The sequence below is a fragment of the Bizionia saleffrena genome, from assembly GCF_008086175.1.
Lineage (GTDB): Bacteria > Bacteroidota > Bacteroidia > Flavobacteriales > Flavobacteriaceae > Bizionia > Bizionia saleffrena.
In genome coordinates this window covers 211,435-236,659 of the sequence record NZ_VSKM01000001.1, presented here as the reverse complement: position 1 = coordinate 236,659, position 25,225 = coordinate 211,435, and the positions used below count along the sequence as shown (strand labels likewise).

Here is a 25,225-nt window from a genome sequence, read left to right as displayed (position 1 = left end):
AATGGCTTTTTTTTGGTTGGTATTAACAATAAAGTATTACGCTTTTGTTGCTTTAATAATGATTTTTAATTCAATTTCGTCATTAATAAATTTATCTCCAAGATCTTCAAATACAGATTTAGAACTATAATTTACAGACCATTTTGTTCTATCAATAGTAAAGGCTTCACTTGTTAAAGTTAAATCGTCACCGCTTGTAGTAAAACTTACAGGAATAGTAATATTATTTTTATTTCCTTTTAAAGCTAAGTTTCCAGATAACATCATTTTGCCATCGGCATCAGTCGATGTGCCTGTAACTTCAAAAGCACCGGTAGGGAAATTTTCAACATTAAAGAAATGGTCTTCTTTACCTTCCATACTTCCTTTTAAATGGCCTTCAAGATCTGCTTTATCGTCACCTTCTAAATCGTTAACTGTAATAGACGTCATATCGATTAAAAAACTACCACTTTGGATTACATTATCTTCCAGGTTAAGCATACCTTTCTCTAATTTAATAGTTCCGTAATGCGTTCCTGTAGGCTTAAATCCTTTCCACTCGATAGTAGAATCGTCTGTAAGCACTTTATATTTTTGAGCCGTTACTTCAGTTACTGCGGCAGCTTCAGGTTCTGTTGTGTTAGCTTCTTTCCCTTCTTTACATCCAACAACAGCTAAGCCAATAGCAACAACGGCGAAAATATTTAAAAAATTTTTCTTCATAATTTTAATTTGTATTAAATGATTAGTGAGTTCAAATATAATTAATAAGACTATTAGTTTTACAAAATAAATCTTAAAGTTAAAAAGTGACATTATGACATTTTTATAAGAATGGCAGCACTTTTGCCACAAGTACATTGTGTTTAAAAAGGATACAAATATGAGTGAAGACATAGATAAAAACGAAGAAGCGGTAGAGCATCCAATGGATGAGAATACGGCTGAAGTTATTGAAAACGAAGCGCTTTCTATAGAAGAAAAGCTTACCGAAGAATTAAATCAAGAAAAAGATAAATTTTTACGTCTTTTTGCAGAATTTGAAAATTACAAACGAAGAACGTCGAAAGAGCGTGTAGAGTTGTTTAAAACAGCAAGTGAAGATGTAATACTGTCACTACTTCCTGTTCTTGATGATTTTGACCGTGCATATCTGGAAATGTCTAAGACTAAAGAAAAAGACCTTTTAAAAGGAGTGGAATTGATTAGTAAAAAATTAAAAAACACTTTAGAACAAAAAGGCTTAGCTGTAGTTGAGGTTAAATCTGGAGATAATTTTGATGCCGATGTGCACCAGGCGATCACGCAGGTGGCAGCACCAAGCGATAAGCTTAAGGGGAAAATTATGGACGTTTTAGAGAAAGGATATAAATTAGGAGACAAAATAATTCGTTTCCCAAAGGTGGTGACAGGCCAATAAAACAAAACGATGGCAAAGAGAGACTATTACGAAATACTAGGCATACAGAAAGGTGCTACAGCAGCTGAAGTTAAAAAGGCATATCGAAAAAAAGCGATAGAGTTTCATCCAGATAAAAATCCTGATGATACAGAAGCCGAAAGTAAGTTTAAAGATGCAGCTGAAGCTTATGAAGTTTTAAGTAACGCAGATAAAAAAGCGCGTTACGACCAATTTGGTCACCAAGCATTCGATGGTAGCGGCGGTTTTGGCGGCGGTCGTGGCGGTGGTATGGATATGGATGACATATTTAGCCAATTTGGTGATATTTTCGGTGGCGGCTTTAGCGGCGGCGGCGGTTTTGGAGGCGGTGGCGGCCAACGACGTGTTAAAGGGAGTAACCTTCGTGTGCGCTTAAAACTTACCTTAGAAGAAATTGCTAATGGTGTAGAGAGAAAAATAAAAGTAAAACGTAAAGTTCAAGCCGCAGGTACAACATATAAAACCTGTTCTACATGTAATGGCGCTGGCCAAGTGATGCGTGTTACCAACACTATTTTAGGCCGTATGCAGACGGCAAGTACGTGTACATCATGTGGTGGAGCAGGACAAATTATCGACAAAAAACCCGACGATGCCGATGCACAAGGTTTTAAAATAAAAGAAGAAACGATTCCTGTGAAAATTCCAGCAGGTGTTGTCGAAGGGATGCAGCTTAAAGTGTCTGGTAAAGGTAACGAGGCCCCAGGTAACGGTGTTTCGGGAGATTTGTTAGTAGCGATTGAAGAAGCAGAGCACGCCACCTTACAGCGTGAAGGTGATAACTTACATTACGATTTATATGTGAGCATACCAGATGCGGTTTTAGGAAATTCTAAAGAAATTGATACTGTAAACGGTAAAGTGCGTATTAAAATTGAAGCCGGAATGCAATCTGGTAAAATTTTACGCTTACGCGGAAAAGGAATACCAAGTATTAACGGTTATGGTACAGGAGATTTACTAGTTCATGTAAATGTTTGGACGCCTAAAACATTAAATAATACACAAAAAGAATTTTTCGAAAGTATGAAAGATGATGAGCATTTCGAACCTAAACCGGAAAACTCAGACAAATCATTTTTTGAGAAAGTAAAGGATATGTTTTCTTAATTAAGAAATTAAGTTAAGAAATTATTTTTTATGGTATATAAAAAAAACCCTGTTTTTCAGGGTTTTTTTGTTTTTAAGGAAGTTATTAGCCACTTTAAAGATTAATATAGTAAAAAATAGTATATTTGGTATATTGCTGGTATTGCGCCAGTAATATTTTTTCTTTTTCATAGCAATTTTTTCCCATCCTTATTTTTAAGGGTGGGTTTTGTTTTTAGGTCGTTTTCTAAATTGATATTAAGAACGTATTACTTGTAACTATTTTATAATTTTCAACTATTTTAATAGAACACATTAAAATACGCTATACAGCTAAACAGCAATCATTCCTTTTTTTTATATTTACAATGTGAAAATCATAGAAATATAATTATATGAACAATTTATTAGAGGTGCATTCAGTGTCCAAATCGTTTGGGGAGCATACTGTTCTCAATAATGTGTCTATAGCGGTACCTAAAGGTAGTGTTTTTGGACTTTTAGGTCCAAACGGTGCTGGGAAAACGACGCTGCTTAGAGTTATCAATCAAATAACAATGCCAGATACTGGTCACGTTTTATTGGATGGTGAACCTTTAAAAAATGCACATATTAAAGATATTGGCTATTTACCCGAAGAACGCGGGTTGTATAAAACGATGAAAGTTGGTGAACAAGCGATGTATTTAGCACAGCTTAAAGGAATGCCAAAGGCCGAAGCCAAAAAGAAACTTCACGAATGGTTTGAGCGTTTGGAAATAGGGGATTGGTGGAATAAAAAAATCCAAGAGCTATCTAAAGGAATGGCACAAAAAATACAATTTGTGGTTACCGTACTACACGAGCCAAAGTTGTTAATTTTCGATGAGCCTTTTTCAGGTTTCGATCCTATTAACGCAAATATTATTAAGGATGAGATTTTAAGACTTAAAAATGAAGGCGCCACTGTTATTTTTTCGACCCACAGAATGGAATCTGTTGAAGAGCTTTGCGATCATATTGCATTACTACATCAATCTAATAAAATTTTAGATGGCAATTTAATCGATATAAAAAAACAATATAAAACCAACACCTTTGAGGTGGGGTTAAATACCGATAATCCTGAGCAAGTACGAAAAAGTCTTTCAGAGAGATTTATTGTTAGTCCCGCCGAATTTAGAACACTTGGTAACGAATTAAAATTAAATATTAAACTGTCTCAAAACGGATCGTCGAACGAATTGTTAAGTTATTTAACAGGTAAAGGCGACGTTTCGCATTTCGTTGAGGTTATCCCTAGTGTGAATGACATATTTATTAAAACCGTAAAAAGTAACTAACACCTTATGAATCATTTACCACTTATAATTAAACGTGAATATCTTACTAAGGTTAGAAATAAATCGTTTATAATAATGACCGTTTTAAGTCCTATTATTATGATTGCTTTGGTGACTTTAGTAGCGTATTTATCACAAATAAATAACGATAAAGTTCGCCATATTTCTGTATTAGATACGTCTGGATTGGTGTACGATGTGTTTGAAGATTCAGAGTTTACCAAATATAATATTATTAATAATATGTCTTTGGACGCTGCTAAAGTAGTTGTTAAAGAACAAGAAGATTATGGTTTGTTACATATTTCTGCTTTCGATACGCCCGAAAATATAACGAAAGGTATCGCGTTTTATTCGGAAGAATCTGCTTCTATTTCGGTGATTTCAGATTTAGAAATGAAAATCGAAAGGCGATTAACAGATTTAAATTTAATAGCAAAAGAAGTTGATATTTCATTAATAAAATCATCAACTATCGATATAACGATTAAACAGGAAAATTTTGATGGCGAAAGAACATCAAAATTAGATAGTTTTTTCAAACTTATATTTGGTGGTGCCTCGGGGTATTTACTGTTTATGTTCATCATTATTTATGGTAATATGATTATGCGTTCGGTTATAGAAGAGAAAACAAGTCGTATTATCGAAGTTATTATTTCATCGGTAAAACCAATACAATTAATGCTGGGTAAAATTATAGGTACTTCCTTAGCGGGGGTCACTCAATTTGCTATTTGGATTATTTTAGGCGGTGTGCTATTTACGTTGGTCACACTTATTTTCGATATTGATTTGTCGCAATTACAAACACCACAGCAACAATTGCTTCAACAATCGCTATCAGATTCAGATATAAATACGCAGGTTGAATTGGGGCTAGCAGCCATTCAACGTCTACCATTAGTGAACTTAATTATTGCTTTTTTTCTGTTCTTTATTAGTGGCTATTTACTGTATAGTTCGCTGTACGCTGCTATTGGGGCTGCTGTGGATAGCGAAACCGATACACAACAGTTTATGTTTCCTATTTTAATGCCTTTAATTCTATCTGTTTATGTTGGGTTTTTCACTGTAATCGAAGACCCACACGGTACTATTTCAACATTATTCTCGTTTATACCATTTACGTCGCCCGTTGTTATGTTAATGCGTATTCCGTTTGGAGTGCCAATTTGGCAACAAGTTGTCTCTTTAATTATTTTAATCACTACTTTTATAGTAACGGTATGGTTTGCAGCGAAAATTTATAGGGTTGGTATTTTAATGTATGGAAAGAAACCTAGTTATCGCGAATTATTAAAATGGATGAAATACTAATATGCAAGATAAAGTAGCTGAAAACTTAGATAGGATTGAAGACGCGATAACCGGTAGTTCTTTTTGGGAACAATTTATTAATCTTCTAGAAATAAAGCTGTTACAAAGTGACGATAATACTATTACATTAACGGTAGGATTGTTATTGGTAGTTGTTGTTATTTTAATTCTAACCAGTTTTATTTTAGCAGTCTTTAAACGATTATTATCACAACGGTTGCCTAAAGAAGATAAAGCTAAATTTAATACTGTATTTTCATTTACAAGATGGTTTATTTATGTAATCGTTTTAATAATAGCATTATCAGGAATAGGCGTTAATGTTACGGCAATTATTGCTGCTTCAGCGGGACTTTTAATAGGTGTTGGACTAGCGTTACAAACCCTTTTTCAAGACTTTATTTCGGGTGTGTTTATACTAATTGATCAATCGGTGCACGTAGGAGATATTATTGAGTTAGAAGGTAAAGTAGGGCGTGTAGAAGAAATAAAACTGCGAACAACTAGAGCGGTGACATTCGATAATAAAGTGCTTATTATACCCAATCATTTATATTTAACAAACAGTTTGTATAACTGGACTCAAAATGGGACAAACACCAGAGAGTGGGTAGATGTTGGCGTTGGTTTTAACAGCGATATCCAACTGGTAGAAAAATTACTAATGCAAGCAGCAGAATCTATAGATTTAGTATTTAAATCACCACCCCCAAAAGTTACATTTATTGAGTTTGGAGAGAGTACGCTTAATTTTAGAGTAGCGTTTACGTTAGAAGACAGTTTTAATGCTAGAATACCAAAAAGTGATATTCGCTTTGAGATCAATAGATTGTTTAGAGAAAATAATATTAATATTGCTTACCCACAACGCGATATTCATATTATTCAAAAACCAGATCAGAATATTAAATTTAGAATGAACGTTTCAGAATCTGATACCAATAAAACAGAATAAATAACTTTAACAATTAAATAAGCATATGCTAAAACCTATAAAAAGTAATTCTTTACTTAAATATCCGTTTGTTTTTTTGGCGTTTTTCGCTCTTCAGTTTGCCCATGCACAATTAACCGATTTGGCGCGATTAGAGTATACCTATCTTCCAAAGTCAAAATCTGAAGACAGTTTCAACCGTTTTCGGGGTTTAATCAATTATCCTATTAAATTAAAAGAAGACACTTATTTAGTTATTGGAGGAGAGTACAGTCGTATTGCTTTAGATTTGGAGGATAAATATCCGTTTGATACGTCAAACTTTAAACGCTTACACATTATAGATTTTAGTCTGGCATATACATTTAAAGTTTCAGAACAATGGCGTTTGGGCGCTAAAATAACACCGAGAATAGCCTCTACGTTACGGCATGAAATAACAGCGAACGACTTATTTTTAAATGGTGGTGTTTATGCGATTGCCGATCGTAGAGATGATGAATCGTTAAATAAGCCCTATCGATTAATAATTGGGTTAACCTACAACAGTACAACGGGAATTCCCCTACCATTGCCCTTTGTTAGCTATTTTAGGCGTGTAAACGACAACTGGTCGTACAACTTGGGTGTTCCTAAAACAAACGTAAAATACTTTTTTAACGAGAAAAATATTATTCAAACCTATGCCAGTATCGACGGTTATTTTGCGAATGCACAAGAGGCTTTGTTAATTGATGGCAAAGTAGCCGAAAGCGTATCCCTGTCTATTATTGTTGCAGGGTTGGGTTACGAGCATTGTTTTACAGATCATATAGTATGGTATGCCTATGCAGGGTATTCTTTAAAAATGAATAACAGATTACGAGATAAAGACCGGGAGGATGTCTATAATTTAGATAATGATAATGCGCTTTATTTACGAACTGGAATTAAACTAAAAATATAATGTCTAAAATATTAGTAATAGAAGACGAAGCAGCTATAAGGCGCGTTTTGGTAAAAATTCTTTCCGAAGAAAATGATAAATACCAATTAGAAGAAGCCGAAGATGGACTTGTGGGAATAGAAAAAATAAAGAGAGAAGATTTCGACCTCGTGCTTTGCGATATTAAAATGCCAAAAATGGATGGTGTCGAAGTCTTGGAGGCGATTAAAAAGATAAAACCAGAAATCCCTATTGTTATGATATCGGGACACGGCGATTTAGATACTGCCGTAAATACAATGCGTTTGGGTGCTTTCGATTATATCTCGAAACCGCCAGATTTAAACCGTTTATTAAACACCGTGCGCCACGCCTTAGATAAAAAAGAACTTGTAAAAGAGAATAAAATTCTAAAAAAGAAGGTGAGCAAAAAATATGAAATGATTGGTGACAGCGATGTCATTGCGCAAATAAAACAAATTATAGATAAAGTAGCTCCTACAGATGCCCGCGTATTAATTACTGGGCCTAACGGAACAGGAAAAGAGATCGTTGCGCATTGGTTACACGAAAAAAGCGACCGGGCTAAAGGTAATATGATTGAGGTAAACTGCGCCGCAATACCTAGCGAATTAATAGAAAGCGAATTATTTGGGCACGTAAAAGGAGCCTTTACCAGCGCTATAAAAGAGCGCGCTGGAAAATTCGAAGCCGCAAACGGCGGGTCTATTTTCTTAGATGAAATCGGTGATATGAGCTTATCGGCGCAAGCTAAAGTATTGCGTGCATTACAAGAAAGCAAAATACAACGGGTGGGTAGTGACAAAGACATAAAAGTTGATGTTCGTATTATTGCAGCAACCAATAAGGATCTAAAAGCCGAAATAGCAAAAGGAACTTTTAGAGAGGATTTATACCACCGTTTAGCAGTGATTTTAATTAAAGTGCCCGCTTTAAACGAGAGACGCGACGATATTCCATTACTAATTACACACTTTGCTTCAAAAATATCTAGCGAGCAAGGTACAGCCATAAAAACGTTTTCACCAAAAGCAATACAGTTGCTGCAAGAATACGATTGGACAGGAAATATTAGAGAACTTCGCAATGTGGTAGAGCGCTTAATTATTCTTGGTGGTAAAGAAGTTAGCGAGCAAGACGTTAAATTGTTTGCTTCAAAATAAGATTCTATTACTATGAAAAACATCTCGATTTCCGACTTTAAAATCACAGAGACTATCGATCTCAAAAATCGTTTAACGGCTATCGATATGGAAGCCAATGACGCTATCTTAAAAAAAGAATTAAAAGACGTTCGTAAAAAGCTAGGCAAATTGCAAGACACGCTTTATGCTCACGATAAATATGCCGTTTTAGTGTGTTTACAAGGTATGGACACGGCAGGAAAAGACAGTTTAATTCGCGAGGTATTTAAAGATTTTAACGTGCGTGGTGTCGTGGTGCATAGTTTTAAAGTGCCCACCAGTTTAGAGCGCGATCATGATTATTTGTGGCGTCATTACATTGCGTTGCCGGCGCGAGGTAAATTTGGAGTGCATAACCGCACCCATTACGAAAATGTACTTGTAACCCGCGTACACCCTGAGTATTTGCTGGGCGAACAGCTACCAGACGTTAATAATTTGGAAGATATTACGCCAGCATTTTGGTCTCAGCGTTTCGAGCAAATTAATAATTTCGAAAAGCATATAGCAGCCAACGGCACAATCATCTTTAAATTCTTTTTAAATATTTCGAAAAACGAGCAGAAAAATCGCTTGTTACGCCGCTTAAATAAAAAAGAAAAAAACTGGAAATTCTCTTCGGGCGATTTAGAGGAACGCAAACTATGGGATAGTTACATGACGTGCTACGAAAAAGCTATAAATAATACATCTAAACCCAACGCACCTTGGTTTATAATTCCCGCAGATAATAAAAAAACGGCACGTTATATCGTAGCCAAAATTCTATACGACACCTTAAAAACCTACACCGATATTGAAGAACCGGAATTAGACGCGAAAACGAAAGCCAATATCGATGCTTATAAAAACGAGTTAAACCACGAACAAGACAGCGCGAAAAACAAAAAATAAGGCTAAAAATAGAATAGCGATGTGCATAATGCTAAACCTAAGTTGGTTTTGGGCGTTACCTAAAGGTCTCGTTTTACGTTATATCTTTTTTTGCCATTTGCTAAAGCAAAAAAAGGATGCCACTGCAACCGCTAACGCAAATAAACAAACAATGAAAATAATAACGCTGCTTTCAATACTCCTTTCAACAGTAGCCTTTTCTCAAGAAAGCGACAACGAATTACCGTATTTCCAATTACCCGAAGCTGCAAAATCATTTACAGCAGGAACAGTCGCGGCACGACAAGTGGATGCATTGGGTTTTAGGTTTTATTGGGCTTCTAAAGATTTAAATACAATCGATTTAGACTATAAACCGTCAGACGTGTCAAGGACGGCGCTTAAAACCATAGCACATATTTTCGATTTAAGTCGTGTTCTTTTAAACGCCACAATGCAAGAACCACAGTCTAAAATCGAAACGGACTCACTATCATATCAGGTTTTAAGAAGTGAAACCCTGCATAACCTAAAAAAAGCTTCCGATATCCTTAAAGAAAGTGAGGATATTTCTCAGTATAAAATCATTTTTGAAGATCATCAATATGAGTTTTGGAATGCCATTAATGGCCCCATAGCAGATGCTGTTTGGCATTGCGGACAATTAGCTACTTTTCGTCGTGTTACCAAAAATCCTATTAGCGCAAGGGTTAATCATTTTACAGGAACAGTAAAAAAATAAATTAGCTGTTCTACTATAATGTATAAAATATAGGAGGTTTTATTGTACAAAATGGTGCCGAAGCGCGGTGAGTTTTAAGGTGATATTGGGATTGTTTCTATTGCTTTTATACACGATTGTAAGTAATAGCTCTACATGGTAAACTAATGTGTACTATTAATATTTGGTTATACTAGCACGCGGTTTTAGAGTGAGAACTCTTCACTGTAAGATCAGTCTCAGCTATCGTTCCTTAAACTAGAGAGGTGGTGAATAAAGAGTTTAAATGAAGAATGTGTGAACCAAAAACATAGATTTAAGACATGTTTATAGGGTAATTGGGGAGTCTGTTTTATTGCGAAGAGCCAAACAAGTACCAAAACGGACTTACATTTTTTGGCAATTAATAAATAGTTGAGATTTATTTTTTCAATATAAATTTTTTAGTTATTTTTCTCAATGACGCTTTATCAATAGGTTTTATAATAAAACCACTAATCTTTTCATATTCTTTAGCTTTTTCGATATCTACCGGATCTATTGAAGAACTTACAATATATAAGGTTACCACTTTACTTAATTTTAGTTTTATAAATTCATCTAGAAATTGCCAACCGTCCATTATAGGCATATTAAGATCTAAAAAGATGAGATCCGGCACTTCCGTATCGTCTATATAAAGTGGTTTAAGATGATTGAAAGCATCTTCACCATTGTTAAAGACTAAAAAGTCCCCACCAAAATCAGATAACCTCAATACTTTTTTTGCGGTAAAAATAAATATTGGATCGTCGTCTATGATACAAATTAAATTAATTGTTTTCATATTTAAAATATACAGTGAATGTTGAGCCCTTATTAACTTCGCTTATAACGTCAATTTTTCCTCCAATGGCGTCAATTTGGTTTTTTGTAATAAATAAACCTAAGCCTCTAGAATCTTTATGTTTATGAAATGTCTTATACAGACCAAACATTTTATGTCTATGTAAATCTAAATTTATGCCTAAACCATTATCAGAAATATCTAGTTTAATATATTTTCCTTCCATACTGGCTGAAATGGTTATTTTAGGGGCAATATTTTCTCTTCGGTACTTAATAGCATTCGTAATTATGTTTAATAAAATGCTGTCTAAATAAGCAGGTAAAGCTAAGACAATTATAGAACTATTAATATTAAGATTTATCTCTGTGTTGGTTTCTATAATTTTAGCTATCGAACTGTTTATCGCTTTATTGGTAAAGTCAAGAAGATTTAAAGACTCTAAACCGGTGTCTTTTTTACTGTTTACTATCGAAATTTCGTTTAAATTCCCTACGGTGTCTGCCAAGTTCTTTACGGCCTGCTGAATAAGTGGGAAATACTCATTATTGGTTGCTGAGGGGATGTCTTCTTGTAATAATTCTAAAAGCATTGATAAATTTCCAGTGTGCGATCGTAAATTATGAGAAACAATATGAGCGAAATTTAAAAGTCTTAAATTTTGATCTTCTGTGGTTTTAAGTAATTTCTCTACCGTTTTATTAGCCTTTCTCATTGGGCCAATATTTATAACGCTTTTAATAAAATATAACGGCACATTATTCTCATCTCTTAAAAGCGAGGTCGATAAAAGACCGTGAATCTTTTTACCACTTTTATGAATATACCTTTTTTCTAATTGGAAGTTAGAAAAACGCCCATCCAGCAATTTTGAAATCTGTGTTTCAGTTTTATCGTAATCTTTAGGATGCGTTATTGTTTTACATTCAATACTTAGAAGTTCTTTTTCCGAATAGCCTAAAAAATCGCAAAGGCTTTTATTTACGGATAAAAAACCACCATGTAACCCGACTACAGCCATTCCGTTAGGAGAATGCGTTAATATAGTCCTTATTTCTTTTTCTTTTTGAATGGTCTCATGAAAGATATTTGCTTTAGCAGTTATGTCTTGGAATATACCCATAACTTTAATACAAATTCCCTCTTTAAAAACAGGATAGCCTATAGAGCGTACCCATTTACAATTATTTTTAGCAGTTGTTAATTGATATTCTATGTCGTATTTTTTTCCAGTGCTGACGGCTGTTTTAAAGAGATCATCTAATAAATCTCTATCCTTAAAGGAGGTGTAGAAATCTCGAGTGGCATCAAACTTTGGGACATAATCGGGGTCTACTTCGTGGATCTGTTTTGTCATCGGACTCCAATATATACGCATCGTTTCTAAATCTACTTCCCAAGCGCCTATAGTGATGGACTCTTGAATCGCATTTAAAAAAGTTGTGGTGTCATCCGGAGTATTTAAACCATCATCTATGGACAATAGTTTTTTATAAAAATCTTTCATTGGCTAAGGGAGACCGTTTATTGCTATCAGAATATAATATTCTATTGTTTTTTATTAAGAGATATATATAGTATTGTGAAATTAAAATATTTAATCTACTAATCTATAAAATTAAATGCGAAGAATGTGCTTTTTACACCATTAATTATCAGAGTCTTGTAATCCCCAGTGGTCCAAATGTCGCAAAATGAGCTCTAACGATTGTCCGCGCTCACTCAGTTTATATTCTACTTTTGGAGGAACAACAGGAAAAACCTCTCTATAAATGAGACCATCTTTTTCTAATTCTCGTACTGTTTGCGTAAACATTTTATTAGAAATTCCGGAGACTCTCTTTTGCAGCACTCCAGAGCGAGCGGCACCCTCTAATAAATGGAATAAAACCAGAGGTTTCCATTTTGTACCTATTAAATTCATTGTGTAGTGAAGCGGACAAGGATTATTTTGATTCATTTTAGTGTATAACTACTTGATATTATTCTATTTACTCTCTTTGGTAACTATAGTGCTTTTAGGTAAGTTGTTGTATTTTAGACAAATATAGTTTTGTTTTGCAGTATTAATAACATAATTATGACGACAACTAAAAATTATCCAAAATCATTTTCGCATATTGGTATTACCGTTCCCGATATTAAAAAAGCCGTTTCCTTCTATTCTGAAGTTATGGGGTGGTATGTTATTATGGAACCTTCAAAAGTGAAAAAAGAGAGCGATACTGCCATTGGGCAAATGTGTATTGATGTTTTTGGAGAGGATTGGGAGGGATTTGAAATTGCTCATTTATCAACTTCCGATGGGATAGGTATAGAATTATTCTCGTTTCCAAATGGGGTAAAAGAGGCTCCAGAATTTAATCCTTTTAACACAGGTCTTTTTCATTTCTGCATTCAAGATCCAAATATAGAAACGTTAATAGATAAAATTGTCTCTTATGGAGGTAAACAACGTATGCCTATAAGGTCGTATTATCCCAACGAGAAACCGTATAAAATGTGTTATGTCGAAGGTCCTTTTGGTATTGTTTTCGAAGTCTACACTCGTAGTAACGAGTTGACCTATTCTTCGGGGGCGTACTCATAATAAATGCCGAATTATAGACTATATGAAACCCTCATTTGGTTATAAAAAGCAAGCGCTTCAAGTTGTAGAAAATAGAAATTGAGAAATAGTCATCTTCATTTGCGATATAAAGTGAGCATTTTATTTAAAATGCGACGCTGTGCATAAACAACTCTAAAAAATATTGGTAAAAAGCTTAAGGTTAATTACTTTTGTGACATTAAAACTCTTCACCATATTATAACGAAGAAAAACTAATTTTTTTATTCTTAAAAGATGAATTTACACGAATATCAAGGGAAAGAACTATTAAGCAGCTTTGGCGTACGTATTCAACGTGGTATTGTTGCCCAAAATGCAGACGAAGCTGTAGCTGCTGCAAAAAAATTAACTGAAGATACAGGAACAAGCTGGCACGTTATAAAAGCACAAGTTCACGCAGGAGGACGCGGAAAAGGTGGTGGAGTTAAGTTAGCAAAAAGCTTAGACCAAGTTAAAGAAATAGCAGGACAAATTATAGGAATGGATTTGGTAACACCTCAAACTTCGGCTGAAGGGAAGCGTGTGCACCAAGTTTTAGTTGCTGAAGATGTTTATTATCCTGGGGCTAACGAACCAAAAGAATATTACATGTCTGTTTTATTAAATCGTGGTACAGGTCGTAATATGATTATGTATTCTACTGAAGGTGGAATGGACATTGAAACAGTCGCTGAAGAAACTCCAGAATTAATTTTTACTGAAGAAATAGATCCTTCAACAGGTATTTTAGCTTTTCAAGCACGTCGTATCGCTTTTAACTTAGGTTTAAGCGGAATGGCTTTTAAAGAAATGACAAAATTTGTTACTTCTTTATATAAAGCTTATGTAGAGTCTGATTCTTCTTTATTTGAAATCAATCCCGTTTTAAGAACTAGTGATGACAAAATAATGGCTGTAGATGCTAAAGTATCTTTAGATGATAATGCATTATACAGACATAAAGATTTAGCAGCGTTAAGAGATTTACGTGAAGAAAGTGCTATCGAGGTGGAAGCAGGAGAACTAGGATTAAACTATGTAGACCTTGAAGGAAACGTTGGTTGTATGGTAAATGGTGCTGGTTTAGCAATGGCGACTATGGATTTAATTAAGCAAGCAGGTGGTGAGCCAGCAAACTTTTTAGATGTTGGTGGAACTGCTGATGCTGCTCGTGTAGAAGCTGCTTTTAGAATTATATTAAAAGATAAAGGCGTCAAAGCAATCTTAGTTAATATTTTTGGAGGTATTGTACGTTGTGACCGTGTTGCTCAAGGTATTGTAGAGGCTTACAAGAATATGGGAGACGCTATGAATGTGCCAATTATTGTACGTTTACAAGGAACAAATGCAGATATAGCAAAAGAATTAATTGATAATTCTGGATTAGATGTTATGAGTGCAACAGAGTTTCAAGAAGCTGCAGATAAGGTTCAAGCTGTTTTAGCATAGTACTTTAAAAATATAGAGTGTAACAAATAGTTACACAAAAAAAGAGCAACTTTTAAAGGTTGCTCTTTTTTTGTGATGTAATGTCTGGTTTTACCTTCGGTTTACTTTTCTTGTTATCTGTAGTAGACGTTTTTGCTTTGTTTTTTGGAGGCATAGGGCCACGAAGATGAATGACTAAACCATTTAAGAAATTTCTTAATACTTGATCGCCACATTCCATATAATTTGGGTGGTCTTCGCGTCTAAAAAAAGCGCCTAACTCACTTTTAGAAAGCCTAAAGTCTACAAGCTCTAAAATTTTAATAATATCGTCGTCTCTTAATTGATGAGCAACTCTTAATTTTTTAAAAATATCGTTATTTGTCATTGGTTAACTATTTGATAATGAGTTGTTTTTAAGCTTTTTAATAAGTAAAACCGATAAAAAGTATTTAAAATACGGTGTAAATCTACATATTTTTCGACAAGTTACATTGTTTCAACGATTATATATTTTTGTTTTATTCTAACTTTACTCACTTGTTAAATAGGTGATAATATGTCTAATAGAATAGAGAAAATATGTTTGCTGTCTGATATTATGGCTTTCATAAAGTCTGATAAGATTATAGAAAGTATAGACTTTGAGTTTATACTTGATATTGCCCAATTTTTAAAAGTGTCGCAAGAAGATTTTGACTATGCTATCACAAATGCTATCTATAGAACAGAAACAACCAATTTTAACAATAGAATTCTTCATTTTTACAATTTGGTATCTTTATTACCTATCGAATATTCCCAAAGAGAATTAGAAAAACTATTTACATTCGGCTTAAAAATGTGCCTCAGTCACGAATTGGTAACTAAAGTATTGTATCTTATAGAAAGTTTTCCGAATAGAAGAGTGCCTAAAGAAGTCTTAATAGATGCTGCAAAAGTGCAATATAATTAAACTTTAAGTTTCTCTAATTTTCCTTGATACACTTTAATTTCATCTCGTAATTGTGCCGCAATAATAAAATCTAAAGCTTTAGCGGCTTGCTCCATTATTTTCCTTTTTTGTCTAATTTTATCTTCCAATTCTGGTTTAGATAAGTATTCATTTTCTGGTTCTGCAGCCTTTAACGCTTCCAGTTGGTAGCTATACGTACTTACCGAGTTTTTAGAAAGCGCACTATTAAGACTTTTATTAAGTGCTGTGGGTTGTATGTTGTGTTTGGTATTATATGCAATTTGTTTCGCTCTGCGGTATTCCGTTTCGTCCATCGTTTTTTGCATACTTTTCGTTATTTTATCCGCATACAGAATCGCTTTTCCTTCAAGATGTCTGGCGGCTCTTCCTACGGTTTGCGTCAATGATCTTGCCGAACGTAAAAAACCCTCTTTATCGGCATCTAGAATAGCAACTAAGGACACTTCAGGTAAATCTAAACCTTCACGCAATAAGTTTACACCAACTAACACATCAAAGATACCTTTACGTAAATCTTGCATAATTTCTACACGCTCTAAAGTGTCTACATCACTGTGTATATAACGAACTCTTATGTCAATTCGCGAGAGATATTTAGTCAATTCTTCGGCCATACGTTTCGTTAACGTTGTAATTAAAGTACGTTGGTCTTTTTCTACACGAATCTGAATTTCTTCAATTAAATCATCAATTTGATTCAGACTGGGGCGGACTTCTATTATAGGATCTAAAAGTCCTGTCGGTCTTATTAATTGCTCGACATACACACCGTCTGTTTTTTGTAACTCGTAATCTGCCGGCGTCGCACTCACATAAATGACTTGATTTTGAAGCGCTTCAAACTCTTCAAATTTTAATGGCCTATTATCCATCGCTGCCGGCAACCGGAATCCGTAATCGACTAAATTTTCTTTACGACTTCTGTCGCCACCGTACATGGCGTGTACTTGCGAAATGGTAACGTGACTTTCGTCGACCACCATTAAAAAATCGTCTGGGAAATAGTCTAATAAACAGAAGGGGCGTGTTCCGGGTTCACGACCATCTAAATAGCGTGAATAGTTTTCAATACCAGAGCAATACCCTAATTCCCGAATCATTTCTAAATCGAATTCGGTTCGTTCTTTTAAGCGTTTCGCTTCAAGATGTTTGCCAATCTCAATAAAGTAATCGTGTTGTTTCATCAAATCGTCTTGAATACTTTTTATGGCATTTTGTAACACGTCTGGAGAGGTTACAAACATATTGGCAGGATAAATAGTTAGTCTGTCGTAGGTGTCGATAACTTCATTGGTCTGCACATTAAACTGTTCAATTTCTTCAATTTCGTCTCCAAAAAAGTGAATACGAAAAGCATCATCGGCATAACTCGGGAAAACATCTACGGTATCGCCTTTAATTCTAAAGTTACCATGTTTAAAATCGGCTTCGGTTCTAGAGTATAAACTCTGTACTAATTTGTGTAATAATTCGGTGCGGGAAATCTCTTGATCGCGTTCTAAAGTGACCACGTTTTTTTGAAATTCCACGGGATTTCCTATACCATATAAACACGATACAGAAGCAATGACAATAACATCGCGACGTCCTGATAATAGAGACGACGTTGTGCTTAAACGCATTTTTTCTATTTCTTCATTTATCGAAAGATCTTTTTCGATGTAAACACCTGAAGAAGGGATGTAAGCTTCTGGTTGATAATAGTCGTAATACGACACAAAATATTCAACCGCATTATTGGGAAAAAACTGCTTAAACTCAGAATACAATTGGGCTGCTAATGTTTTGTTATGAGCCAACACTAAGGTCGGTTTTTGCACCTCTTCAATAACATTGGCTACGGTAAATGTTTTACCAGAGCCGGTAACGCCTAATAATGTTTGGTATTTCTCATTTGTATTTAGACCCTCGGCAAGTTGTTTAATTGCTGAAGGCTGATCGCCCGTGGGACTAAATTCAGATTGTATTTTAAATTTCATAATTTTTTAGTCTATCTCACTAGTGAAATGTATCCGCGATATTACGTCGCATTTGGAGGTGTTGCAATGTGTCCATAATTGTTGTTTGGTGGCGACAAACCTTCTAATATGCCGTGCCAATCTTTAATTAGGTTTGGCTGTGCAAGAAGTTTGCCATAACGTATAAAAATAAGAATTTTTATATTAGTATTACTTTCGGTATTGCTTCCTAAAGGATTTCTGGTAGTAAGCATTTTATCACAATCGAAATTAGAGTTCAACTCAGAACTGCCAGGTCCTAAAAAAATAGGAGAACTGTAGAGGTGATGCTGTGCGTCTGCATAACTCCAATTATTAAAATATGTTTCGTTAGGTGCCGTGGTTGTTGGTGTTTTAATTGTTTGTTGGTTAAAGTCTCTATCTATAACCGTGGTCTTCGGTTCTTGTAGGTTGTTTTCTAAATCAATTTCACCTCCCCAACTAGGCGCAGTGTCATCGCTTAAAGCTTTAATCGGGTTTTGTACATTATAAAGTTTACCCGTGTTTAAAGCACTTCTGTTTTTAAACAAAAAGGAAGGCATCGTATCCTCTAAATGACCTAAGCTTCTGTACGTGCCATTAAAATTTCGGACTGCAGTATTGGTTACTTTAACATTTGTAAAGTAATTGTTTACAAATAGTACGTTTTTAATACAGTGTTGCTGGGTGTCTATTGGTTTATTAGCTGTAATAGTCTGAGATTTTACCGAAGTGGTTAATACTGTCAGGAATTATAATAAGGAGCTTTTTCATCTTTAGCAATTAGTATACAAAGATAAGTAACTCCTTAATAGTTATTAAAAAAGATCTGTTAAAGCGTTATGTTATCGGCGTAAGGCAAAATGGCCTTTCACTTCAAACGAGATAGCGCCTTTTACCACTTTTGCGAGATACCAATAATCGGTTGCTGGCATCGCATTACCGTTGTAATTACCATCCCAACCTCTCGAATTGTGTTTAAGTATTTTTAATAATTTACCGTAACGATTAAAAATAGTGACTACTGTTCCTGGCAACTGACTGACACCTGTAATGTGCCACGTATCAAAATACCCGTCACCATTTGGGGTAACAAATTGCGGCGCATCAATAATGACAACATCTTTTGTGGTCGAGTTGCAACCGTATAAATCGATAACGGTAATGGTATGCGGTCCTAAAGCGACGTTGGTGAAAACGTTAGCCTCTTGAGGGTTTTGCTCATCTAATTGATACAGATAATTTCCTATTCCAGAGATACTAACCGTAATGTTGTTTGGGTTACTAAAATCGATCGTTTCGGTGAAGGTTATTTCGGCACTTTCAGATTCTAGAACATTAAAAGGTGCTGTTGTAATACAACCAAAATCTGTCGTTACAGTTACCCAATAGCTACCAATATTTTCAATAATAATATTAGGAGTAATTTCTCCAGTAGACCATAAATAAGTATCTGTTGAATACCCCGTTTCTGCAGTAACGGTAAGTGGTAAATTATCTAAACAAATAACTTGATCGGTAATATCGACAATAGGTTTCGGGTGAATAATCGTGGTAAAACGAGTGGTAGTAAAACAGTGCGTCGAATTGTTTTCTAAGCGAATATAAATGGATTGATTGTGTGATGCGGGGTACAAAGTACTACTAATAGCATTTGTATTGCTTTCGGCGTTGTCTTCTGTTTCAAAATAAGATACGGTATAGTCGTTAGTATTTAAACTCCCTAAAACTAGAGGTGTTTGTTGCGATAAATCGAATATTAAAAGGGCATCATAATCATCATCACAAGCTTCTAAATCAGGAACGAAACTCGCTATTGGTAATGGATTAACTCTAAAGCTAAAATTGTTAAAAGACACACATTGCGTTGCAATAAACTCGGCACGAACATAAATGGTTTCGTAGTTTGTGGGGTATATATAAAATGTACTTAACGGATTGGTTTCTAGATCGGCATCTTCTTGAGAGGTATAAAAAGAAACGGCTACATTCTCTTGGTTACCTATTAATTCAGGAATCATAGCGTTCAAATCGAAAGTATTATCGGTGTTTTCACACTCTTCAATAAGCGGAAGTGTTGCAATAGTTGGAGGTAGATTAACTATCAATGCAATAGGCACTGACACTGCACAATTAGATACGGTATTAGTAACTTCTATATAAACCGTTTGCGGATTTGACGTATTACTGTAATTTGTAGGGTCGGTGATAGGATTCGCATTATTTTCTAAATCTGTTGCGTTTTCATAATAGGTGATGACACTATTATCTTGACGTATTTGAAGTACTTCAACTTCAGCAACCGTTAAATCAAAACTAACACTACCATCGCTATTTGTATCACAAACTTGCATATCGGGTGCTGGATTTATTTCTGGCGATTGTACAACATTTAAAGTAAAGGACGCTATGCCTTTGCAATACGTGCTATTATCGATACTGACAAAAAGCTCTTGCGGATTTACAGTATTGGTGATATTTTCTGGTAAAGCGTTCTCTTGGTTTTCGGCGTTTGCTTGTGTTAAATGAAAAGTGATATCTAAAGTTTCAGGTGAATTTAAAGCGATTTGCGCTGCAATATCGGTCAGCGAAAATTCTGCCACGGCATCGTTAGAAATATCGTCGCATAAAAACACATTTATAGGTGCATTATACACCGGAATAGAACCGACCTCAATAGTAAAAGACGATACTCCAAAACACGAAGTATCTGTTGTGTTTTCCACGCGAACGTATATTGTTTGCGTTTGCGACGTGTTGTTATAGAGTACCGTTTTATCAATAGGGTTAACGTTGTTTATGGCGTTGTTTTCAGTTTCAAAATACAACACTTCTTTACCTTGTTGTCCGTTTAAAATTTCGTTGTCTTTTTCAGAGAACAAAAAATCTGCAATTTGGTTACCATCACTTTCACACTGTCTAAAATTAGTAATAGGAATAAATTCTGGTAACGTATTTACAATAAAAGTAATCGGAACTAGTGCAAAACATCCTGTCGCAGTGTAACTTACTTTTGCATAAATAGTCGTTGTTTGCGCTTGGTAGTTTAGCGTGTTTGTAATTTCGTTCTCGCTACTATTCGCATCGTTTATTGTAGGGAAATAACTTATTTCTATGTCATCATCCGTGGAAATAGAAGTGTTTAAATTTTCTAAATTAACCGTCGAAAGCCCGTCTTGATCGTCATCACAAATAATAATATCCGAAATAGCATTAGTAGCTGGTGCCGGAAGCACGTTAATAGTTACAGGTTGTATAGCGTAGCAACCTGTTGTGTCATTGGTAACACGAACAAACAATTGCGTTGGGTTCTGCGTGTTATTAAAAATTGATGGTAAAGCATTTACATCTGTTTCGGCATCTGTTTCAGAATTAAAATAACGTACGGATGGCATTGCAATCCCTTCGCTAAGAATGCCGTTAAAACTATCTAAATCTATTGCTGTTAGCGCATCGTTATCTGTATCGCAAAAGGTTAATGTGTCTGTGTTTATTATGTGTACCGACGGATTTACAAAAAGCTCAATGTTTGCATAGTGAAAACAATCTGGGTTTTCGATAGCGATAAATAACGTTTGAGAAGTCAGTACCGTGTAAGACACTGAGCTATCTATAGGATTTGTGTTGTTATCTAAATCCTCTTGAGTTTCGTAAAAAGTAATGGTAATATCTGGGAGTCCGTTGGCAATAACATCTGTAATTGACACTAAATCAAAAGGAGCAGCCCCATCATCGGGAGCTTCATCACACGTGCTGAAATCTCGAATATTCGTACCCGTTTCTAAAATATTGGTATGTAATTCTATAGCCACAATTTCGTAACAAGAGTTAGAATCGTTTTGAATTCTAACGTAAACGGTTTGAACGTTTGGTATGGTATTAGTGAAATCCGACGGATTAACTATGGGGTTTTCACCGCTATTAGCATCTTCAATAGTAATGTGATACGTTATTATTGTGTTTGTGGTATCGGTAATAATGGCCTCTAAAACAGACGTTAAATCGAAGGACTCAAAACCATCATCATCAAGTTCGCAAGCGCTAATTTGTTGGGTGCCGTTATTTACACTTGGGCTCTCTAGCAGTTCTAAAGTTATAGTTGTAAATGCGGTACAACCAGAGTTTACATTCACTACACGAATAAATAATGTTTCGGTAGTATTTTGTGGTGTGTAGGGCGAAGCAATAGCATTGCTTCCCGTGGTGGCATCGTTTTGGGTATAATGGTATGTAACACTTAATTGCGCATTGTTATTTGTAATTGTCGTGTCATTATCGGTTAGATAAACGTCTCCGCTACCGTTATTACAGACATCCAAATTGTCCGGTTCTGTTATAATTGGCAAGCTATTTACGATAAGATTTACTGTAGAAATATAAACACATCCGCTAGAGGTGTCGACCGCTCTAATAAATACCGTTTCTGGGTTTGTTGCATTTGTTATAGTACTCACAGAATTACTGCCGCTTTCGGCGTCTTGAAGCGAATTATGATACGAAATCGTATAATTAGCATTCGGTAAACCCGCAAGCATCTCGTTGTCTTTAGTGGTTAACTCGAAGACTTCTGAGCCATCATTACTGTTGTCGTCACACAATTCAAAATCACTAATTTCTGGGCCCGCTTGCACCGTGTTTAAAGTCACTTGAATTGTATCGTTAAAATTACAGGTTGCGTTACTAAATGGAACCGTGATTTCTACCATATAGCTGGCTGAGGTATTTACCGCTAAAGTACTAGTCGTTTCATTGGATAAAAGTACACCGTCCTCATACCACGAATACACCGCTTGCGGATTATTAGTTTCCGCATTTAAAATGGCTGAAGCACTGCAGCTTAAAATATCAGCACCTAAATCGATACTATCTGTAAAACTATTGCCTTCTATAAAGACTGCCGAATCAAAATTTCTATCGTTTTGGTCGGCAATAACAAGCTTAATGTGGTACTGTGTATTTGGTGTAATGTTTGCGGTTGCCGACAGTACCGTTGTACGGCCATTAAAATTAGTATCACCAATATTATAACCTTCAAAATACTGTTCATTCTCCGCAGGGCAAAATCCTACAATGTCATCGTGAATGGTATTGGTGTTAACAGGAGTACTTGTACCAGGTATTACTGCGATGTTTTGATACGGGCTAGTGGTGCCTACTTCTTTAATTAAAAAAGCAAAACCATCAGAATACATACACGGATATTCTCTGAAATATTCTTCGGAAGCCAAAATATAATTAAACTGAATGGCACTTGAAGCAGAGATAAAATCGAATTCTATGGAAGTTGCATTTAATGTATTCGAAATGCCTAAGGCCGTTTCCAAATCGGGATCTGTTAACCAATCAGATTCACCTTCATTTAAAGGGCTAGTATTACTAACACCACCAGCCGAGCTTACATTTCCAGTGGATAAAACAATACCGTTTTGGAAGGGGAAATTTGAGGCTTCTTGTTCAAAATAACCAAAACTAGCAAAACCGTTTATACTACCATTTACAGAGGAGGTTACATTCGAAATTTGCACGCAGCCTTCTGCTAAATTAGTTTCAATAAGTTGTTGCGCAGATAAAGAATTATCTACGGCTATCTGTTGGGCATTTAGATGCGTTATAAAACAAATAAAAAGACTGGTGAAGTAAGTAAGTTTTCTTAACATAAGTAAGGGGCATTGTGTTAAGTTAGTATTAAATCGATTAAATATTAACCGACTAACGGTGCGAATTTACCGTTTTATAGTTTAATTACCAATAAATTAGATGAAATACATTATAATTAGTAGTTTAAGTAGACCCAACCCGTCATAGATTTATAGTTGGCATCATTTAAATGTAAGACGTAAAAGTAAGTTCCCGTAGGTACGAGGTATCCTTTATTGAAACCTCGATTGGAAATTCCATACCATTTTAAGTCATTGTTTCCTATAAAAATTAACGTCCCCCAGCGGTTATAAATCAAAAGTTCGTGTTTTTCGAAAATGGTGTAAAGGCCTGCAATATTAAAATGATCGTTAATACCATCATTGTTTGGCGAAAAGCCTTCAGGTATAAATGGCGGACAGTTTTCTGTGAGTACGTTGAAAGTATAGATATCGAAACAGGTTTCAGTTTCCGCTTTCAAATAAAGGGTTTGTGGTGTTGTTAACGACTGATAGTAATTTGGTAAAGTGATCACGTTGGTGTGAGCCTGTAAATCTTCAATAGAAGTGAAATAATAAAAATTGAAATACGACTCATTAATTTGATTTTGAATGGCTGTAATATCGAACACAGCGGTATTGTTTGAAATATCACACGCCATTAAGGGCTGAAGGGGTTTTATTTCAGGTAACGGAATAAGAGTTATCTCCTGAGTTGTTGTGTTATTGATTTCAATGATTTCGACAACGTTTCCAGTACTGCTTCCGTTATCGTCTACCACAATTGTTAAGGTAAAGTTGTCTGGAATAGTACTGGGAATTTGAATGTTAATACTATGCGTTTCCGAAGCACCAATCGCGATGGTATTTAGTGTCGATGAAGTGTCAATAAGTGTATTATTCGCATAAAAAGCAATGGGCGTGTTTGTTGGTAAAATATCAGTGCTATTTAGGTTGTAAACGGTGTAGTCAATTTCTAGAGTGCGGTTTCCACAGTTTATATAATAGGCATCAATAGTAATTGTGGCATCTGGCAACTGACTATTTAAAACGGTAATAATGTTATTTAGTAGAATTAAATCCGCTTGAAAAAAACCATTAGCGTCTAATCCGCCAGTCGTTAGTTTTATGGAAACCGAGGTATCGCCAATAGCTATATTATTTTCAATGTTATAGACATCTAAATCGCCATTATAAAAGGTGTTTGAATTGGTAAAGGAATTGGTGCCATTAAAAGCATTATCGGCAGCGTTTAACGGCGGATTAGCAATAATATTGCCATTAATAGATAAGCTTTCGCCATAATTTAACGCATTATCGCCTTCCCAAGCTAGGAATCCTATTTTTGCATTTTCATTATCTAAAACGTTTACGTTTTCTAAGAGAATTACTTTTTCCTGTACATTCCGATTTATAATTTCGAGACCTTGAAATAAATTAATTTGATTTAAAGGTAGTGCGGGGTTCTCATAAACGACATAGAGACTCCAACCAGCAAAATTAGTCCGGTTTTCGCAATAGCCAGGATTGCTGGCTAGGGAATTGGCAATGTCTAAATCTGAAAACGTGTACGACGTATTTCCAGCAGCCAGAATTTGATCGGTAACATCGGCCATACAGGAAAAATAATTAAGAGTACCGTAATTAGAATCTAAATAGTCTGTAATATACGCGTTGTCGGCGGTGATTGAGGAGCCGTTAAAACTCACCTCTAAATCACCAGTTCCAGAACCTGCCCAATATAAATAAGCCGCAATAATAGAGCAGTTGGTGTCCAGGTATAAATCGGCTTGGGAGGCCGGAAGTATCTCGCAGAAATCTTGTACAATATTATTTTCGGCAGGATTTAAAGTGTTGCCAATAGCTGTGTAATCGTAACGCCCGTTAAATTGCTGAAATAACGAGATGTCTTGGCTAAACATTTCATTATTAACGCCTAATAACAGTATAAAGAAGCAAACGGTTCGTAACATTTTGGTAA

Annotated in this window: 21 protein-coding genes; 12 read left to right on the top strand and 9 right to left on the bottom strand. The window is 35.2% G+C overall.

What is annotated here, in order from left to right; genetic code table 11:
- Positions 1-36 precede the first annotated feature (36 nt).
- The gene (locus tag ES676_RS01040) at positions 37-705 is read right to left on the bottom strand and encodes a YceI family protein (protein ID WP_148368176.1); all 669 of its coding nucleotides are present in this window, start codon (positions 703-705) and stop codon (positions 37-39) included.
- Between the two features lie 160 nt (positions 706-865).
- On the opposite strand from ES676_RS01040, the gene ES676_RS01035 reads away from it, so the two are divergent.
- The 9 genes from ES676_RS01035 to ES676_RS00995 all read left to right on the top strand — a co-directional run bounded on the left by ES676_RS01035 (position 866) and on the right by ES676_RS00995 (position 9,833).
- Positions 866-1,402 (top strand): nucleotide exchange factor GrpE, encoded by a 537-nt coding sequence (locus tag ES676_RS01035; protein WP_148368175.1) that lies wholly within the window; start codon positions 866-868, stop codon positions 1,400-1,402.
- A gap of 9 nt (positions 1,403-1,411) precedes the next feature.
- Positions 1,412-2,533, top strand: coding sequence for a molecular chaperone DnaJ (gene dnaJ / locus ES676_RS01030; RefSeq protein ID WP_148368174.1), 1,122 nt, complete (start codon positions 1,412-1,414; stop codon positions 2,531-2,533).
- Between the two features lie 374 nt (positions 2,534-2,907).
- On the top strand, positions 2,908-3,834 hold the full coding sequence (locus ES676_RS01025; protein WP_148368173.1) for an ABC transporter ATP-binding protein: 927 nt from the start codon (positions 2,908-2,910) through the stop codon (positions 3,832-3,834).
- 6 nt (positions 3,835-3,840) lie between these two features.
- The gene (locus ES676_RS01020; protein WP_148368172.1) at positions 3,841-5,154 is read left to right on the top strand and encodes an ABC transporter permease; all 1,314 of its coding nucleotides are present in this window, start codon (positions 3,841-3,843) and stop codon (positions 5,152-5,154) included.
- A 1-nt stretch (position 5,155) separates the two neighbouring features.
- Positions 5,156-6,109 (top strand): mechanosensitive ion channel family protein, encoded by a 954-nt coding sequence (locus ES676_RS01015; RefSeq protein ID WP_148368171.1) that lies wholly within the window; start codon positions 5,156-5,158, stop codon positions 6,107-6,109.
- A 25-nt stretch (positions 6,110-6,134) separates the two neighbouring features.
- The gene (locus ES676_RS01010; RefSeq protein WP_246130265.1) at positions 6,135-7,034 is read left to right on the top strand and encodes a DUF6268 family outer membrane beta-barrel protein; all 900 of its coding nucleotides are present in this window, start codon (positions 6,135-6,137) and stop codon (positions 7,032-7,034) included.
- Positions 7,034-8,197, top strand: coding sequence for a sigma-54-dependent transcriptional regulator (locus ES676_RS01005; RefSeq protein ID WP_148368170.1), 1,164 nt, complete (start codon positions 7,034-7,036; stop codon positions 8,195-8,197). The genes ES676_RS01010 and ES676_RS01005 overlap by 1 nt, the downstream gene beginning before the upstream one ends.
- Before the next feature lie 12 nt (positions 8,198-8,209).
- Positions 8,210-9,112 carry a PPK2 family polyphosphate kinase gene (locus ES676_RS01000; RefSeq protein ID WP_148368169.1) on the top strand — a complete coding sequence of 301 codons (903 nt, stop codon included), beginning with the start codon at positions 8,210-8,212 and terminating at the stop codon, positions 9,110-9,112.
- 151 nt (positions 9,113-9,263) lie between these two features.
- Positions 9,264-9,833 (top strand): hypothetical protein, encoded by a 570-nt coding sequence (locus tag ES676_RS00995; protein ID WP_148368168.1) that lies wholly within the window; start codon positions 9,264-9,266, stop codon positions 9,831-9,833.
- A gap of 400 nt (positions 9,834-10,233) precedes the next feature.
- On the opposite strand, the gene ES676_RS00990 is transcribed toward ES676_RS00995, so the two are convergent.
- From ES676_RS00990 to ES676_RS00980, 3 genes are all read right to left on the bottom strand, one after another.
- A complete protein-coding gene (locus ES676_RS00990) occupies positions 10,234-10,638 on the bottom strand; it encodes a response regulator (protein WP_148368167.1) in 405 nt (134 codons plus the stop codon).
- Entirely contained in the window at positions 10,625-12,145 is a 1,521-nt protein-coding gene (locus ES676_RS00985; RefSeq protein WP_148368166.1) for a PAS domain-containing sensor histidine kinase, read from the bottom strand. The genes ES676_RS00990 and ES676_RS00985 overlap by 14 nt, the downstream gene beginning before the upstream one ends.
- 141 nt (positions 12,146-12,286) lie before the next feature.
- Positions 12,287-12,562, bottom strand: coding sequence for a winged helix-turn-helix transcriptional regulator (locus ES676_RS00980; RefSeq protein ID WP_394348785.1), 276 nt, complete (start codon positions 12,560-12,562; stop codon positions 12,287-12,289).
- Between the two features lie 156 nt (positions 12,563-12,718).
- On the opposite strand from ES676_RS00980, the gene ES676_RS00975 reads away from it, so the two are divergent.
- Together ES676_RS00975 and sucC are read left to right on the top strand one after the other, a co-directional pair.
- Complete coding sequence (locus tag ES676_RS00975) at positions 12,719-13,228, top strand: VOC family protein (RefSeq protein WP_148368164.1); 510 nt, start codon at positions 12,719-12,721, stop codon at positions 13,226-13,228.
- A gap of 255 nt (positions 13,229-13,483) precedes the next feature.
- On the top strand, positions 13,484-14,677 hold the full coding sequence (gene sucC / locus ES676_RS00970; protein WP_148368163.1) for an ADP-forming succinate--CoA ligase subunit beta: 1,194 nt from the start codon (positions 13,484-13,486) through the stop codon (positions 14,675-14,677).
- Between the two features lie 52 nt (positions 14,678-14,729).
- On the opposite strand, the gene ES676_RS00965 is transcribed toward sucC, so the two are convergent.
- Positions 14,730-15,044, bottom strand: coding sequence for a DUF1456 family protein (locus tag ES676_RS00965; protein ID WP_148368162.1), 315 nt, complete (start codon positions 15,042-15,044; stop codon positions 14,730-14,732).
- A 171-nt stretch (positions 15,045-15,215) separates the two neighbouring features.
- Here ES676_RS00965 and ES676_RS00960 point away from each other — a divergent pair, with 171 nt between their 5' ends.
- Positions 15,216-15,611 carry a TerB family tellurite resistance protein gene (locus tag ES676_RS00960; protein WP_148368161.1) on the top strand — a complete coding sequence of 132 codons (396 nt, stop codon included), beginning with the start codon at positions 15,216-15,218 and terminating at the stop codon, positions 15,609-15,611.
- On the opposite strand, the gene uvrB is transcribed toward ES676_RS00960, so the two are convergent.
- The 4 genes from uvrB to ES676_RS00940 all read right to left on the bottom strand — a co-directional run bounded on the left by uvrB (position 15,608) and on the right by ES676_RS00940 (position 25,217).
- Complete coding sequence (gene uvrB / locus ES676_RS00955) at positions 15,608-17,611, bottom strand: excinuclease ABC subunit UvrB (protein WP_148368160.1); 2,004 nt, start codon at positions 17,609-17,611, stop codon at positions 15,608-15,610. The two genes, ES676_RS00960 and uvrB, sit on opposite strands and share 4 nt — an antisense overlap.
- 41 nt (positions 17,612-17,652) lie before the next feature.
- Positions 17,653-18,171: a hypothetical protein gene (locus ES676_RS00950; RefSeq protein WP_148368159.1), complete on the bottom strand. Its 519-nt coding sequence runs from the start codon at positions 18,169-18,171 to the stop codon at positions 17,653-17,655.
- A 282-nt stretch (positions 18,172-18,453) separates the two neighbouring features.
- Positions 18,454-23,265: a T9SS type B sorting domain-containing protein gene (locus ES676_RS00945; protein ID WP_148368158.1), complete on the bottom strand. Its 4,812-nt coding sequence runs from the start codon at positions 23,263-23,265 to the stop codon at positions 18,454-18,456.
- A 116-nt stretch (positions 23,266-23,381) separates the two neighbouring features.
- The gene (locus tag ES676_RS00940; RefSeq protein ID WP_148368157.1) at positions 23,382-25,217 is read right to left on the bottom strand and encodes a T9SS type B sorting domain-containing protein; all 1,836 of its coding nucleotides are present in this window, start codon (positions 25,215-25,217) and stop codon (positions 23,382-23,384) included.
- Between the last annotated feature and the right edge of the window lie 8 nt (positions 25,218-25,225).